This window comes from uncultured Senegalimassilia sp. (assembly GCF_934630535.1).
GTDB lineage: Bacteria > Actinomycetota > Coriobacteriia > Coriobacteriales > Eggerthellaceae > Senegalimassilia.
On the sequence record NZ_CAKTVU010000004.1, the window covers coordinates 76,540 to 90,097 of the forward strand.

General features: G+C 61.3%; 13 protein-coding genes and 1 pseudogene. 13 read left to right on the forward strand and 1 reads right to left on the reverse strand.

All coding sequences use genetic code 11. From position 1 onward, the window contains the following. Positions 1-268: 268 nt before the first annotated feature. The 10 genes from Q0D52_RS03885 (at position 269) to holA (ending at position 9,986) form a co-directional block, all read left to right on the forward strand. Entirely contained in the window at positions 269-1,075 is an 807-nt protein-coding gene (locus Q0D52_RS03885) for a dihydroorotate dehydrogenase electron transfer subunit (protein ID WP_294380286.1), read from the forward strand. A 51-nt stretch (positions 1,076-1,126) separates the two neighbouring features. Continuing rightward, entirely contained in the window at positions 1,127-2,026 is a 900-nt protein-coding gene (locus Q0D52_RS03890; RefSeq protein ID WP_294380288.1) for a dihydroorotate dehydrogenase, read from the forward strand. Next, positions 2,020-2,748 carry an orotidine-5'-phosphate decarboxylase gene (gene pyrF / locus Q0D52_RS03895; protein WP_294380290.1) on the forward strand — a complete coding sequence of 243 codons (729 nt, stop codon included), beginning with the start codon at positions 2,020-2,022 and terminating at the stop codon, positions 2,746-2,748. The genes Q0D52_RS03890 and pyrF overlap by 7 nt, the downstream gene beginning before the upstream one ends. Before the next feature lie 215 nt (positions 2,749-2,963). Further along, complete coding sequence (gene mihF / locus Q0D52_RS03900; protein WP_042434102.1) at positions 2,964-3,272, forward strand: integration host factor, actinobacterial type; 309 nt, start codon at positions 2,964-2,966, stop codon at positions 3,270-3,272. A 3-nt stretch (positions 3,273-3,275) separates the two neighbouring features. Continuing rightward, positions 3,276-3,848 (forward strand): guanylate kinase, encoded by a 573-nt coding sequence (gene gmk / locus Q0D52_RS03905; RefSeq protein WP_294380292.1) that lies wholly within the window; start codon positions 3,276-3,278, stop codon positions 3,846-3,848. 7 nt (positions 3,849-3,855) lie between these two features. Next, positions 3,856-4,116 (forward strand): DNA-directed RNA polymerase subunit omega, encoded by a 261-nt coding sequence (locus Q0D52_RS03910; RefSeq protein WP_042434108.1) that lies wholly within the window; start codon positions 3,856-3,858, stop codon positions 4,114-4,116. A gap of 173 nt (positions 4,117-4,289) precedes the next feature. Next, positions 4,290-5,507 (forward strand): tRNA uracil 4-sulfurtransferase ThiI, encoded by a 1,218-nt coding sequence (gene thiI / locus Q0D52_RS03915; protein ID WP_294361067.1) that lies wholly within the window; start codon positions 4,290-4,292, stop codon positions 5,505-5,507. A gap of 421 nt (positions 5,508-5,928) precedes the next feature. Continuing rightward, positions 5,929-6,609 (forward strand): ComEA family DNA-binding protein, encoded by a 681-nt coding sequence (locus Q0D52_RS03920; protein ID WP_294361065.1) that lies wholly within the window; start codon positions 5,929-5,931, stop codon positions 6,607-6,609. Positions 6,610-6,971: 362 nt separating this feature from the next. Then, positions 6,972-8,999, forward strand: coding sequence for a DNA internalization-related competence protein ComEC/Rec2 (locus Q0D52_RS03925; RefSeq protein ID WP_294380294.1), 2,028 nt, complete (start codon positions 6,972-6,974; stop codon positions 8,997-8,999). 9 nt (positions 9,000-9,008) lie between these two features. Continuing rightward, positions 9,009-9,986 carry a DNA polymerase III subunit delta gene (gene holA / locus Q0D52_RS03930; protein ID WP_294380296.1) on the forward strand — a complete coding sequence of 326 codons (978 nt, stop codon included), beginning with the start codon at positions 9,009-9,011 and terminating at the stop codon, positions 9,984-9,986. 329 nt (positions 9,987-10,315) lie between these two features. On the opposite strand, the pseudogene rpsT reads toward holA, so the two are convergent. Then, positions 10,316-10,573 (reverse strand): annotated as a pseudogene (rpsT, locus tag Q0D52_RS03935) (30S ribosomal protein S20); the annotation flags it as partial. Between the two features lie 373 nt (positions 10,574-10,946). On the opposite strand from rpsT, the gene Q0D52_RS03940 reads away from it, so the two are divergent. From Q0D52_RS03940 to Q0D52_RS03950, 3 genes are all read left to right on the forward strand, one after another. Further along, the gene (locus Q0D52_RS03940) at positions 10,947-11,372 is read left to right on the forward strand and encodes a hypothetical protein (protein ID WP_294380298.1); all 426 of its coding nucleotides are present in this window, start codon (positions 10,947-10,949) and stop codon (positions 11,370-11,372) included. Positions 11,373-11,536: 164 nt separating this feature from the next. Then, positions 11,537-13,339 (forward strand): translation elongation factor 4, encoded by a 1,803-nt coding sequence (lepA, locus tag Q0D52_RS03945; protein WP_294380301.1) that lies wholly within the window; start codon positions 11,537-11,539, stop codon positions 13,337-13,339. A gap of 15 nt (positions 13,340-13,354) precedes the next feature. Further along, positions 13,355-13,549 carry a hypothetical protein gene (locus Q0D52_RS03950; RefSeq protein ID WP_294164169.1) on the forward strand — a complete coding sequence of 65 codons (195 nt, stop codon included), beginning with the start codon at positions 13,355-13,357 and terminating at the stop codon, positions 13,547-13,549. Positions 13,550-13,558 lie beyond the last annotated feature (9 nt).

Here is a 13,558-nt window from a genome sequence, read left to right on the forward strand (position 1 = left end):
CACATCGCCCTGCGGTCGCGCGCCGGCAGGGGATAGGCGACGGGGACGTGTTTCGCACGGCGGCGTTTCGCATGCCGCGCGAGGCGCCGTCCCCGTTGCCGTTTTTTCGCCCGTCGCATCTTGTCTACCCGCGCATGGGCGCTTCGGGCGCGCTCGTGGTCCGTTTGCGTTCGAACTGTCGGCTTTGCGCTTGCTAGCTGCAGCAATGGTACAATCGCTCCCAACGTAGCAAGGGCCGCATCGCGGCCACCGTGACGGAAGGAGCCCTGTGGCGCTTGTGAACGAGCGGGTCCGCATTCTGGAAAACGAATGCGTCGGTCCGAATCTGTATCTCATGACGCTTTCCTCGCCGGCCATCGCGGCCGCGATCGAACCCGGTCAGTTCGTGCATATGAAGATCCCCGGAATGGAAGGCCATGTGCTGCGCCGTCCGTTCTCGGTGTATGCGGCCGATGCGGCCGGCGGTACGCTCGATGTACTGTATCAAACGGTGGGCTTCGGCACGAACCATCTTGCCGCGCTCGCACCTGATGTGGCCAACGAAATCGAATCCGCCGAGCTCATCGGGCCGGTCGGTCGCCGCTGGCAGGCGCCCGCCGGTACGCAGCGCGCGTTGCTCGTGGGCGGCGGCGTTGGCGCGGCCCCGTTGTTCATGCTGTGCCAGGAGCTCGTCGGTTCGGGTGTGCACGTGGACGTGGTGCTCGGCGCGCAGACCGCCGATGCCCTCGTGTGCCTGAAGCGCTACGAGCAGCTTCTGTCCCGCGATGTGCGCGTGGCAACCGACGATGGCACGCTCGGCCGTAAGGGGTTCTGCACCTCCTTGGTGCAGGAGGCGCTTGCCGCCGGCGTCGACGGCGCGCCGTATCAGTATGTGGCGTGCTGCGGCCCCGAGCCCCTTATGAAGATCGTGGCCGGTCAAGCCGCCGAAGCCGGCGTTCCGTGCCAGATCTCTCTGGAAAAGCGCATGGCCTGCGGCGTGGGCGCGTGCCTGTCTTGCGTGGTGGACACGGTCGACGGCAAGAAGCGCTCGTGCGTCGACGGCCCGGTGTTCGATGCAGAAAAGGTGGTGTGGTAGATGATTGCAACCCCCATGCTTCCCGCAACTGCGGCCCCCACAAGCGTTAACATGGCCGTCAACCTCGGCGGGCTTTCCATGAAAAACCCCGTGACCACGGCATCCGGCACCTTCGCCGCGGGCCGCGAGTACTCGGATTTCGTGGACGTCTCCGCCTTGGGCGCCGTCACCACCAAGGGCGTCTCGCTCAACGGGTGGGAGGGCAACGCCTCCCCGCGCATCGCCGAGGTGCCTTCGGGCATGCTCAACTCCATCGGCCTGCAGAACCCCGGCGTCGAGCATCTGAAGGCCTGCGAGCTGCCGTGGCTTGCCGAGGTGGGAGCAACCACCATCGTCAACGTGTCCGGTCACAGCTTCGACGAGTACGTGCAGGTCATCGAAGCGCTTGAAGATGCACCCGTCGATGCGTACGAGGTCAACATCTCGTGCCCGAACGTCGATGCCGGCGGCATGACCATCGGCACGCACGTGGAGTCCGTCGAGAAGGTGGTGGGCATGTGCCGTCAGGCTACCGCCCGTCCCCTCATCGTCAAGCTCACGCCCAACGTCACCGATATCGCCGAGATCGCCCGCGCCGCCGAGTCCGCCGGAGCCGACGCCATCTCGCTCATCAACACACTCATGGGCATGGCCATCGACGCCGATCGCCGCTGCACTCTCACGTCGCGTCCCTTCGCCGGCTTCTCCGGTCCCGCCATCAAGCCCGTGGCCCTGCGCTGCGTGTGGCAGTGCCACAATGCGGTGAAGGTGCCGCTTTTGGGCATGGGCGGTATCTCGAACGGCATCGACGCCGTGGAGTTTTTGCTCGCTGGCGCCACCGCCGTGGCGGTGGGCACCGCGAACTTCGTCAACCCCCAGGCAACCATAGACGTCATCGACGGCATCGCCGAGTATTGCGAGCGTCATGGCGTCGAAGACGTCAACGAACTGATTGGAGCGCTGCAATGCTAACCACGTTTTCCGATATCCCCGAGCGCGACCGCGTCATCGTCGCCCTGGACTGCGACATCGAAGAGGCCTTCGAGCTGGCCGACAAGCTGCAGGGCAAGGCCACGTGGATGAAGATCGGCATGACGTTGTTCTACGCCAACGGCCCCGCCGTCGTATACGCCCTGAAAGAGCGCGGCTTCAAGGTGTTCTTGGACCTGAAGTTCCACGACATCCCGCATCAGGTCGAGGGTGCGGCGTATTCGGCTGCCGCTAGCGGCGCGGACATGATGACGATGCACACCATCGGCGGCGTCGCCATGATGAGCGCGGCGCAAAAGGGCGCCGAGCGCGCCGCGGCCGAATACGGCTTCGACGTGCCCATCACCTTGGGCATCACCGTGCTCACCTCCATGAGCCAGGCGGCCTTGGCCGACACCGGCGTCACCCGTCCCATGTCCGAGCAGGTCAATGTGCTCGCCGAACAGGCCAAGCGCTCCGGCATCTCCGGCGTCGTGGCTTCCCCGCAGGAGGCGGCCATGCTCCGCGAGGTGCTTGGCCCCGAGGGCTATATCGTCACGCCGGGCGTGCGTCCCGCCGGCAGCGCGCTCGGCGACCAGTCCCGCGTGGCAACGCCGAAGCAGGCCTTCGAGAACGGCGCATCGCATATCGTCATCGGCCGCCCCATCATGCAGGCAGCCGACCCGGCAGCCGCCTTCGACGCCATCGTGGCCGAATTGGACTAGTGGGAATTTCGCGCGTTCGTGGCACATGTGACTGCGTTCGTGCATAATATCTTGTCGCTGAAAAAGGGTGACTTTGCGTCGGATTCAGAAGAATCCCAGGTACAAGGCCATTTTTCCGCGAAAACTTTTTTGTGATTTGGGTAACTGGTTGTTGTCGATAACGGTTGACGTGCTAGTATCTCGACAACGCTTGATTTACACGAAGGAGATTACTGATGGCTATTCCCCAACTCAGCCCTGAAGATCGTCAGGCGGCCCTTGAAAAGGCCAAGGCTGCTCGCATCAAGCGCGCGCAGGTCCGCGATGATCTCAAGGCCGGCAAGCTCACGCTTGCCCAGGTGGTCGACATGAAAGACGACCCGGTCATCGGCCGCATGAAGGTCTCCACGCTCATCGAAACCCTCCCCGGTTACGGCAAGGCCAAGGCCGAGAAGGTCATGAAGGAGCTGCAGATCGCCGAAAGCCGCCGCCTTCGCGGTCTTGGCGAGCGTCAGCAGGTCGCGCTTCTCGAGCGTCTGGGCTAGGCAGTGCGCCGCGGCAATCTGTTCGTCATCTCCGGGCCATCAGGTGCTGGCAAAGGCACCCTGGTGGCCCGACTTGTGCAGGCGGTTCCCGATGCGTGGGTCTCGGTTTCGGCCACCACGCGCGATCCCCGCGCAGGCGAGATAGACGGCGTTCACTACCAGTTCAAAACCACTGAGCAGTTCCAGCAGCTCATCGATTCCGACGGCTTGCTCGAGTGGGCGGTGTACGGGTCCAACCATTACGGTACGCCCAGGGCCAGCGTCCAGGAGCATATGGCAGCAGGTCAGCAGGTCATCCTCGAGATCGATGTGCAAGGGGCGTTCCAGGTCAGGGACAAAGTGCCCGATGCCCATCTGATCTTCATCGAGCCGCCTTCCATGGAGGTGCTCGAGCAGCGCCTTCGCGGTCGCGATACCGAAACCGAGGAAGTCATCCAGCAACGACTTGCGGCTGCCAAGGTGGAGCTTTCCCATAAAATGGAGTATGATATACAGCTTGTGAACGATAATCTTGACGAAGCTGCTTCGCAGCTCGTCTCATACGTGAACGAACAAGCCGAGAAAACGCGAGGTTAACTACCCTATGAGCATCATCGAACCGAGGATCACCGACCTTCTGGACGCAACCGATAACGACCGCTTCTTGCTGTGCGCTCTGGCGTCTAAGCGCGCTCATGACATCAATGACATGATGCGTGGCCAGCGCGATCGCGCCATCCAGCTGCAAACCGCCGTCGAAATCGCCAAAGCCGCAGACAAGAAGCCGCTTTCCATGGCTTTCTCCGAAATCGCCCGCGGCGACGTTTCCTACGACCCGGAAACCATCGACGCCGAGAACCACTAATCTATATCTACGCCAAGCAGTTTTCGTTTGACGTGTGAACCCTCTGGCGTCCTGCGCCAGCCTCGCTGATTATTTGCTGCGCCGCGTGCGTTGCAAGTAGCGCGAAGGCTTGCAGGACGACAGAGGGTTTGTTCCGTTTACCCGCTTACCGTCTGTTTCGAAGGGCTGTTCATATGACCGAATTCCAGCGCATTTGCCTGGTCCACTACCATGAAATCGGGCTGAAGGGGCATAACCGCTCCACGTTCGAGATGCGTCTGCTCAAAAACCTTGAGGCGCTGCTCTCCGATTTCGATGTGGTCACCATCCATCGAATTTCCGGCCGACTGTGCGTGTTTTTGCGCGAGGGCACCGACTGGGAGACCGAGAAGCGCTGTGCCGACTTCATCCGCAAGGTGCCCGGCGTTGCCCGCGTATCCTCCGGTTACAAGTGCGAGCGCGATCTTGCGCAAATGGAGCAAGCGGCGCTGGCGGCCATGGCCGATGTCGACGACTTCACCAGCTTCAAAGTGCAGGCTCGACGCAATCATACCGATTTCGAAGTCGGGTCCATGGATATGAATCGCATCATCGGCGCTGCGCTGTGCGAGGCGCATCCCGAAAAACAGGTGCAGATGAAGAACCCCGATGTGGTGGTGGGCGTCGAAGTGGTGCAGAACGCTGCTTACGTGTACGCTCGCAGCGTGCGCGGCGTCGGCGGCCTTCCGGTTGGAAGCTCGGGCAAGGTAGCCTGCCTGCTGTCAAGCGGCATCGACTCCCCGGTGGCAACGTGGCGCATGGCTCGCCGCGGCGCCGTATGCATCGGCGTTCATTTCTCCGGCCGTCCGCAAACCAGCGATACCAGCGAGTATTTGGTCGACGATATCGCGCACGTGCTTGAGAAGACCGGGTGCATCGGCCGTGTGTACGTCGTGCCGTTCGGCGATTACCAGCGCGAGATCTCGCTGACGGTGCCGCCTCAGCTGCGCGTTATCATGTATCGCCGCCTTATGTTCAAGGTCGCGCAGGAAATCGCCCGCCGAGAAGGGGCGAAGGCCCTGGTAACCGGCGAGTCGCTCGGCCAGGTTGCCTCGCAAACCTTGGATAACATCCGCTGCACCGATGCGGCGGTCGATATGCCGGTGTTCCGTCCCCTTATCGGCACCGACAAGCTTGAGATCATCGATATGGCCCAACAGGTCGGCACGTTCGAGATCTCGTCCCAGGATGCCCCGGATTGCTGCACGCTGTTCATGCCGCGCAACCCTGAAACGCATGCGCAGCTCGAGGACGTGCTTGAGGCCGAGGCGGCCCTTCCCGTCGATCAATGGGTTTGTGAACTTGCAGATGCCGCTGAGCCGCACGATTACAAGTGCCCCGGCTACAAGAGGAAAAAGCCTCGCAAGGAATAGTATTTCTTGCACATAACGCCATGGGTCGGTGCCTGATCATTGGGTGTTATATGAAACCAAATGCGAAAAGGCCGTGCTGATGCGCGGCCTTTTCGCGTGTCCGGCTACATGTAAACTAAACCCGACGGCGTGCGCGGCCCACTGATTTGAGGCAAGGTGCTTATCGAGTTGAGTCGATTTACAAGAGTCGATCGGTCTTTCGGACTTGCTTGCCATTGTCATTTAGCGCGAGGAGCGCTTATTAGTTAATTCTTCGAGATGCTCGCGAATTTTCAACGACATTTCGTGGTGTTTGCGAGGTCCGCGTCCAGGTTGAATTTGCTTGATCGTGCAAGGTTCATGCGACTAAGACCGGCCTTCTCGACAAGGGTTCTGCAAGTTGGCGGAGCTATGCTTTCCGCAACCAAGGAAAGGGGCTCTTATGGATTTCGTTCGGTATGCCGATTCGGTTCGGGCCAAGCTGCACATGGGCGGTGCTCGGCTTCCGGTTGTGATCGGCATCACGGCTGTTGCGATTTGCGTTTTGGTTGCGGGCGGCGCGGGCTTGGCATCGGTGCTCGCACCGGATTCCGCCTTCACCGTTGAGAAGGTGGATGTTTCGCAGGAGGCTTCGGGACTGGAGGGTGCTGCGCAAAATGAGAGCGCTTCGCTGTTCGTGCATGTCGGAGGGTCGGTTGTCCGTCCCGGGCTCTATGAGCTCGCCGGCAATGCGCGTGTGCAGCAGGCGGTCGACGCGGCCGGCGGCTTTGCCGAGGATGCTGCCGTTGATGCGATCAACCTTGCCCGGGAGGTAAAGGATGGGGAACAGATTATCGTTCCCAGCTTGCAGCAAGCTAACGGCTCTGAGGTGCCTGCGGGTGCTGATTCCGGGTTGCCGGCTGCGTCTGCTGGCAGTGCTTTCGCAAATGGAAAGGTCGATATCAACACGGCAACCGCCGATCAGCTGCAGCAGCTCAACGGGGTAGGGCCTGCGTTGGCTCAGCGTATCGTTGCGGACAGGCAGGCTAACGGCCCGTTCAAAACCGTTGAGGACCTCAAGCGGGTTTCCGGTATCGGCGAAAAGAAGTACGCTTCATTGGCGGATTCGATTTGCGTCGGGTAGGCGCCGCTCAAGGCGAGTTGCTTAGGGGCTCGGTTGTCCCCGATGCCTGGGTTGCCGAAGACGATGCACCGTTTCCCTCGCGTCCGGCGATTCCGCCGGTACTCGCGTTTGCGCTGGGCCTTTGGGCGGGGTGTGCTTCCGCTTTGCTGTGCGCGCGTTTGCTTTCAATCGCTGTTTGCATTGCGTTGTGCGTGGGCGGTATTGCGACCTGCTTGTGCTGTCTCTACATGCTTTTGCGCCGCCGCAGGCGTCTGCTTGCGTTGGTGTTGATGGCGGGGTTGTTGTGCGGTGGCGTTTTAGGCTTCGCGCAAGGTGTTCGGCTCCATCAAGCCCAGCAGGTCGCCCTCGAATCGCAAGGGCTGATGCATATCACCACTTTATCCGATGGCGTGCAAGGAGAATTCGGCGTTTCATGCACGGCGCGCGTGCATGTTGAGGGGTCCGGCCGATCGTTTACGGCGAAAGTCGCTTTCCCTAGTGGGTCCAAGCTTCCCTTTTATGGTGAACGGTTCGCCGGCTACGGGTCGATATCCGAGCTTTCGCAAGATCGCGCATCATGGGGTTGGCAACGGGGTATCGCCGCGAACGTCACACTGAGAACCTGCGAGAACGTAACGCTTCAGGGTCCAGGTGCTGCGTTGCTATCGTTTCGGGAACGTGCCGTACGGGCGCTCACCGAGCCGCTGCGCGGGGATTCGGGCCTTGCAGCGGCAATCGCCTGTGGATGGAGGGCTGATTTGCCGGAGTCGGTATACCGGCAGTTTCAGGTCAGCGGCCTTGCGCATGTGGTTGCGGTCTCGGGTGCCCATCTGTCCATCGTGGCGGCGCTCGTGGCCTCGATACTTGGCGCGTTGCGTTTTCCCAAGCCGATATCGGTATCGGTTCAAATCGCGTTGCTCGCCGCGTATCTGGCGCTGACCGCTATGCCTGCTTCCGCCATTCGAGCTACGCTCATGACGTTGGCCGGTATGACGTCATGGACGGCCCGGCGACGGGCGTCGTCGTTATCTGCGCTCGGGTGCTGCATCGCCGTTATGCTTGCGCTCGATGCTCAGGCGGCGTTGTCCTCCTCGTTCGCGCTGTCGGTTTTGGCCACGCTTGGGATCGTCGTGTTCGGTGGGTTGGTCAACTCGTGGCTGAAGGCTTGCATGGGATGGTTACCGGCTTTTGTCCGCGAGGTGTTGGCGTTGACGTTCGCCTCATCGGTGCTCGCAACGCCGTTTTCGGCAGCCTTGTTCAGCCAGCTCCCTTTAGCTGCTCCGCTTGCGAACATCGCTACCGCGCCGCTGTTCGGCCCGGTATGCGCAGCCGGAATCATAGGGGCGGTCGCATGCGCATCGTTGCCGTCGCCTGATATCGTTGCCTCCCTTGCCTGCGGGGGCGCGTCGCTGCTGCTCAAAGTCGTCCAGGCTTGTGCGTCGATTCCCTACGCGAGCATCCCGGTCATCGGTCCTTCCTCGGTCGCATTGCTTGCGGGTTTCGCGGTGGCCTGCGTGTTGTGGTTGCGGTGGCCGAAGCCTGATTCCCGCTCGGTATATCGGTTGCTTACGGTGACCGGCGTAGTGGTCGCTTTTGCGTTTGCCCTGTTGAAGTTGCCCATTGCGTATGGAGGCAGTGAGATCGTGGCGCTCGATGTCGGACAAGGCGATGCCATTTTGATCCGCAGCGGCGGTCGTTCGGTGTTGGTGGACACGGGAAACCAAGATGCCTTGCTTCGCCAAGCATTGGCGCGGCATCGCGTAACTCGGCTTGATGCCCTTGTCGTCACGCATCCCGATGACGACCACATGGGGTCGCTCGCATCGCTTCAGGGCGTGGTGCAGGTCGATCGCGTTTTACTTGCCCGTGATGGCCTTGCGTGCTCGTGCGAATCTTGCGGAAAGCTTCGCCGGGAAGCCGAATCGCTGGTGGGGAAGGACCGGGTCGCGGGCCTATCGCAAGGGGATAAGCTGCGGCTCGGCGATTTTGATTTCACCTGTGTGTGGCCTGTTTCGTTTAAAGACGAAGGCGGAAACGGCGATAGCCTGTGCTTTACGGTGGATACCGATTTCGATAGGGACGGCAACCGTGAATGGCGAAGCTTGTTGGTGGGTGATGCCGAGCATGAGGAGGTGGCGGAAATGCTCTCCGCCGGGCTGATAGAGGGCGTCGACGTGTACAAAGTAGGTCATCATGGGTCCAAAAACGCGCTGACGCAAGATCAGGCCGCTAAGTTGTCTCCTCGTGTCTCCCTTTGTTCGGTGGGGGCCAGGAATCGCTACGGGCATCCTGCCGCATCGACGGTGGAGGCTCTCGAGCGTGCAGGAAGCGCGGTGGTGCGCACCGACGAGCACGGGGATGTCGCGTGCAGATTCGCCAAGGACCATATCAGCGTGAAAACGCTGCGGTAGAATAGGGACATGACTGATTCGAAGAACAACCAATCCCTGCTTCCCGTGTACCTCATCACCGGCGAGGACGCCTTGAAGCGCGATGCCGTCATGAAGCGGCTTCGTGCACGGCTTTCGAGCATGGGCGACCTGTCGTTCAACTCCGATGTGTTCGAGGGTGCCGAATTCACCGGCGACGATGTGGTCAACGCTTGCAACACCATTCCGTTCGCATCGCCTGTCCGTTTGGTGGAGGTTCGGGATGCCGATAAGCTGAAAAAGGCCGACTCTGAACCGATCGTCAGCTATCTGGATGCGCCTTGCGAGACCACCGTGCTCGCCCTTATCGCCGAGAAGCTTGCGAAGAACACGTGCTTGTACAAAGCGGTTGCCAAGCACGGCAAAACCGCGGTGATTGATTGCGCTCCGCCAAAGGCTCGCGACCTGCCCAAACTGGTGCGTTCCATGGCGGTTGGCCATGGCGTCACGTTTTCGGAAGGCGCGGCCATTGCCCTTGTGAACCTGGTTGGCGAGGACACCGTTCACCTTGATGCCGAGATCAAGAAGGTGGCCCTTGCCCATTCCGGCACCGCTGCGGTCGGGGAGCAAGAGGTGCGCTCGCTTGTCAGCCGCACAGCCGAAGTCAAGCCTTGGGAGTTCACGAACGCCTTTGCGGCACGAGATACCGCCAAGTGCCTGCTCAATCTGCAGCGCATGAAATCGGTGTCGCCTCATGCGTTGCTTCCCATGTGCGTCACGCGTATCCGTGAGCTCATGTGCGCGCAAAGCCTTGCCGCTCGCGGGCAGGGCCGCGGAATAGCCGCTGCGCTCAAACAACCCGACTGGCGCGTGAAAAACCATGCGGCTTGGGCGCGAAAGTACACTCCGCAGGAGTTGCGGCGCGCCCTCATCACTGCCCGTGATACCGAGCAGGCCATGAAAAGCGGTGCCGACCCCGATGAGGCGTTTCGCGAATGGGTGGTGAACGTTACCGCGAAGCGCGGGTAGCGCTGCTATATAAAAAAGAACGGCTCCGGAAATCCGGAGCCGTTCTTGATTCACCAGCAGGTGAGATGCTATTCAGCAGCCTCTTCGCCCTCAGCGGCCTCAGCCTCAGCGGCGGCCTCGGCGGCAGCAGCCTCAGCGGCCTCCTTGGCCTTGCGCTCTGCGGCAGCGGCCTCGAGCTTCTGCTGCTCGGCAATGCGCTTGGCCTTCTCCTCGGCAGCAGCCTTGTAAGCGGCAGCCTTCTCAGCCTTGCGAGCAGCCTTCTTGGAGCCGGTGGCCTCCTGCTTCTTGGCCTCGGGCTTCACGTAAGCGGCGCGCACCTCGTCGGTGACGATGGTGTTGACGAGAGCCATCACGCCGGACTTGCGGTTAGCGGCCTGGTTCTTGTGGATAACGCCCTTGGAGACGGCCTTGTCGAGCAGACGGCAAGCGTACAGACCCTTGGCGTAAGCAGCAGTTGCGTCGCCGGCGGCAACGGCCTCGCGTGCAGCGCGCACAGCGGTCTTCAGCTCGGACTTGATGGCGCGGTTGCGCTGACGGGACTTCTCGTTGGTGATGTTGCGCTTCTTCTGGCTCTTGATGTTTGCCATTGTGAAACTCCTTCGTTCTAACGTGGTTTCGCCGTTTCGGCTTGCTTTGCGCATTCGGCGCAGCTGCGAAGGAGTGGGAGAGATGCACAGGTGACGGATTGGCATATGGCTTCGTGCGCACAGCGCAAAAGCGTTCATATGCGGGAATGGACAGGATTTCCCATTCAGCTAGCCAATCGGCCACCCGGCACCACGATGATCCTTCATGCAGCCTTGTCTGCGGATGCCCTGCGTAGATTGCAAGGCCGCGCATATACCGGATACGCAATGAGATAGAATACCCGATATCGCATGGTTTTGCATCTATTGATTTGCAGTTGTGCAGAACAATGCACAACTCGATAACGCATTTTCTCTTGAAAGGGGTTGGATAATGAACGCTCGAAAGGTTGTCATCTCCGCAAGCGCAGCCTGTGCGCTTGCAATGGCGTTGGCACTTGTCGGCTGCGGGTCCGGCCAACATGAGGCCATCGACCAGGGGCAGGATTGCTCCAGCTGCCACTCCGGCAGCAAGCAGGTCTACGACGACGCAACCCCTTCGTCCGCCGTGCAATCGAACGGCTCCGTGTCGGTCCGAACCTCCGCCGATCAGGTTCTGGTCTGCAAGCCCATCTTCGTTACCCAGGACGGTTCGAAGTTCGTTCCCGAACAGGTCTCTTCGGTGAAGGTGGTCGACGGTTCGGCCCAGGTGCAGCTGTCCGAGGGCACTTGGGCGCTTTGCACGACCGGGACAGACGTCAAAGCCCAGCTCGTCACCGTGTCGCCGGAGGCGTCGGGCCCCGCTGACGTGGAATTGTAGTGCTATGGCGGCAGGGAACGGCCGCCAGCTGGTAGAATCCGTTTCTATGCAAACATTATGGTTGCACGCCGGAGGCGCATCATGCGCGGTGCGGGGGCTCCCGCCTGCATAGCGTCGGCGTGCAACCGTCGCAATAACACGGCGTTAAGAAAGCAAGAGGGGACATGACCGACCCATCGCATATCCGAAACTTCAGCATTATCGCCCATATCGACCATGGTAAGTCCACGCTCTCCGATCGCGTCTTGGAGATGACCGGCACCGTGGCTCATCGCGACATGCAGGCCCAGCTGCTTGACAGCATGGACATCGAGCGCGAACGCGGCATCACCATCAAAAGCCAGGCCGTTCGCGTGAACTACACCGCTGATGATGGCGAAACCTACCAGTTCAACCTCATCGACACGCCGGGTCATGTCGACTTCACCTATGAGGTCAGCCGCAGCCTGGCCGCATGCGAAGGTGCCGTGCTCGTGGTCGACGCCACCCAAGGCGTCGAGGCGCAGACGGTGGCCAACGCCATGATGGCCATGAACGCCAACCTCGAGATCATCCCGCTCATCAACAAGATCGACCTGCCCAGCGCCGAGCCCGAGCGCGTCAAGGCAGAGATCGAGGACGGCCTTGCCATCCCGGCCGACGACGCCGTCCTGGCCAGCGGCAAAACCGGCGTGGGCGTGCATGACCTGCTGGAGGCCGTGGTCTACAACATCCCCGCGCCCCAAGGCGATGCGGACGCCCCGTTGCGCGCGCTCATCTTCGACAGCTACTTCGATCCGTATCGCGGCGTCGTGGCGCTCGTGCGCGTGGTCGATGGCGCCATGCGCAAAGGCCAGAAGCTCAAGCTCATGGCCAGCGGCAAGATCATCTTGGCCGAAGAGGTGGGAGCGCGCCATCCCGCCGAGGAGCCGCTGCCGCAGCTCGGCGTGGGCGAGGTCGGCTACCTGGTCACCGGCCTGAAGGACCTTTCCCAGGTGAAGGTGGGCGATACGCTCACGTTGGCCGAGGGCGGCGTCGACGAGCCCCTGCCGGGTTACCGCGAGGCCAAGCCCATGGTGTACACCGGCTTGTTCCCCATCGACTCCGACCAATACGAGCCGCTCAAAGAGGCGCTTGAGAAGCTCTCCCTCAACGACCCGGCGCTTATTTGGGAGCCGGAGAAGTCCCATGCGCTCGGCTTCGGTTTCCGCGTAGGCTTTTTGGGCCTGCTGCATATGGAGGTGGTCAAGGAGCGCTTGGAGCGCGAGTTCAACTTGGACCTGCTGGCCACCGCGCCTTCCGTGGAGTATCACGTGTTCCGCCAAGGCGGCGAGATGATCAGCCTGCATTCACCGCAGGAGATGCCCGACCCCGGCGAGATCGAGCGCATTGAGGAGCCTTACTTGAAGGCGAAGATCCTCATCCCGCCCGATTACGTCGGAGCCGTCATGGACCTCACCGTTGCGCGCCGCGGCACGTTCGTCACCATGAACTATCTGTCACAGCACACGGTGGAAATGCTCTGGGAGATCCCGCTGTCCGAGCTCATCATGGACTACTTCGACAAGCTCAAGTCCAACACCAAAGGCTATGCCAGCCTTGACTACGACTTCGACGGGTACAAGCCGTCGAACCTGGTCAAGCTCGATATCCTGCTTTCCGGCAAGCCCATCGACGCGCTCAGCTTCATCGTGCATCGCGATAAGGCCTACGATCGCGGCCGCGTGCTCACCGAAAAGCTCAAGGAGATCATCCCTCGCCAGATGTTCGAGGTTCCCATCCAGGCCGCCATCGGCGGGCGCGTGCTTGCGCGCGAAACGGTGAAGGCCAAGCGCAAGGACGTGCTTGCGAAGTGCTACGGCGGCGACATCAGCCGCAAGCGCAAGCTGCTTGAGAAGCAGAAGCAGGGCAAGAAGCGCATGAAGGCCATCGGCAACGTCGAGGTGCCGCAAGAGGCGTTCATGGCTATTTTGAAGGTCGACGATTAGGGGCTGTTGCGAAATATGGGCGCAAAGCGCGACGAATACAACTGGTTGGACGACGCGTTCGACGATAAGAAGGCTCGCGAAGAGCTCGAGCGGGCGCAACGGGGCGGCACGAAGGCCGCTGGCGTGGGCTGCATCGTGGTGGTGCTTGCCCTTGTCGTGCTGCTCGTGTTCACGCTCGTTTCCGGCGTGAGCATCCTGTCTGCGATGTAGGGCGGTCCC

Excerpts from the sequence above, each read along its gene's own strand:
- Q0D52_RS03890 (WP_294380288.1), top strand. The coding sequence starts at position 1,127 with ATGGCCGTCAACCTCGGCGGGCTTTCCATGAAAAACCCCGTGACCACG.
- pyrF (WP_294380290.1), top strand. The coding sequence starts at position 2,020 with ATGCTAACCACGTTTTCCGATATCCCCGAGCGCGACCGCGTCATCGTC.
- mihF (WP_042434102.1), top strand. The coding sequence starts at position 2,964 with ATGGCTATTCCCCAACTCAGCCCTGAAGATCGTCAGGCGGCCCTTGAA.
- Q0D52_RS03910 (WP_042434108.1), top strand. The coding sequence starts at position 3,856 with ATGAGCATCATCGAACCGAGGATCACCGACCTTCTGGACGCAACCGAT.
- thiI (WP_294361067.1), top strand. The coding sequence starts at position 4,290 with ATGACCGAATTCCAGCGCATTTGCCTGGTCCACTACCATGAAATCGGG.
- Q0D52_RS03920 (WP_294361065.1), top strand. The coding sequence starts at position 5,929 with ATGGATTTCGTTCGGTATGCCGATTCGGTTCGGGCCAAGCTGCACATG.
- Q0D52_RS03925 (WP_294380294.1), top strand. The coding sequence starts at position 6,972 with ATGCATATCACCACTTTATCCGATGGCGTGCAAGGAGAATTCGGCGTT.
- holA (WP_294380296.1), top strand. The coding sequence starts at position 9,009 with ATGACTGATTCGAAGAACAACCAATCCCTGCTTCCCGTGTACCTCATC.
- Q0D52_RS03940 (WP_294380298.1), top strand. The coding sequence starts at position 10,947 with ATGAACGCTCGAAAGGTTGTCATCTCCGCAAGCGCAGCCTGTGCGCTT.
- lepA (WP_294380301.1), top strand. The coding sequence starts at position 11,537 with ATGACCGACCCATCGCATATCCGAAACTTCAGCATTATCGCCCATATC.
- Q0D52_RS03950 (WP_294164169.1), top strand. The coding sequence starts at position 13,355 with ATGGGCGCAAAGCGCGACGAATACAACTGGTTGGACGACGCGTTCGAC.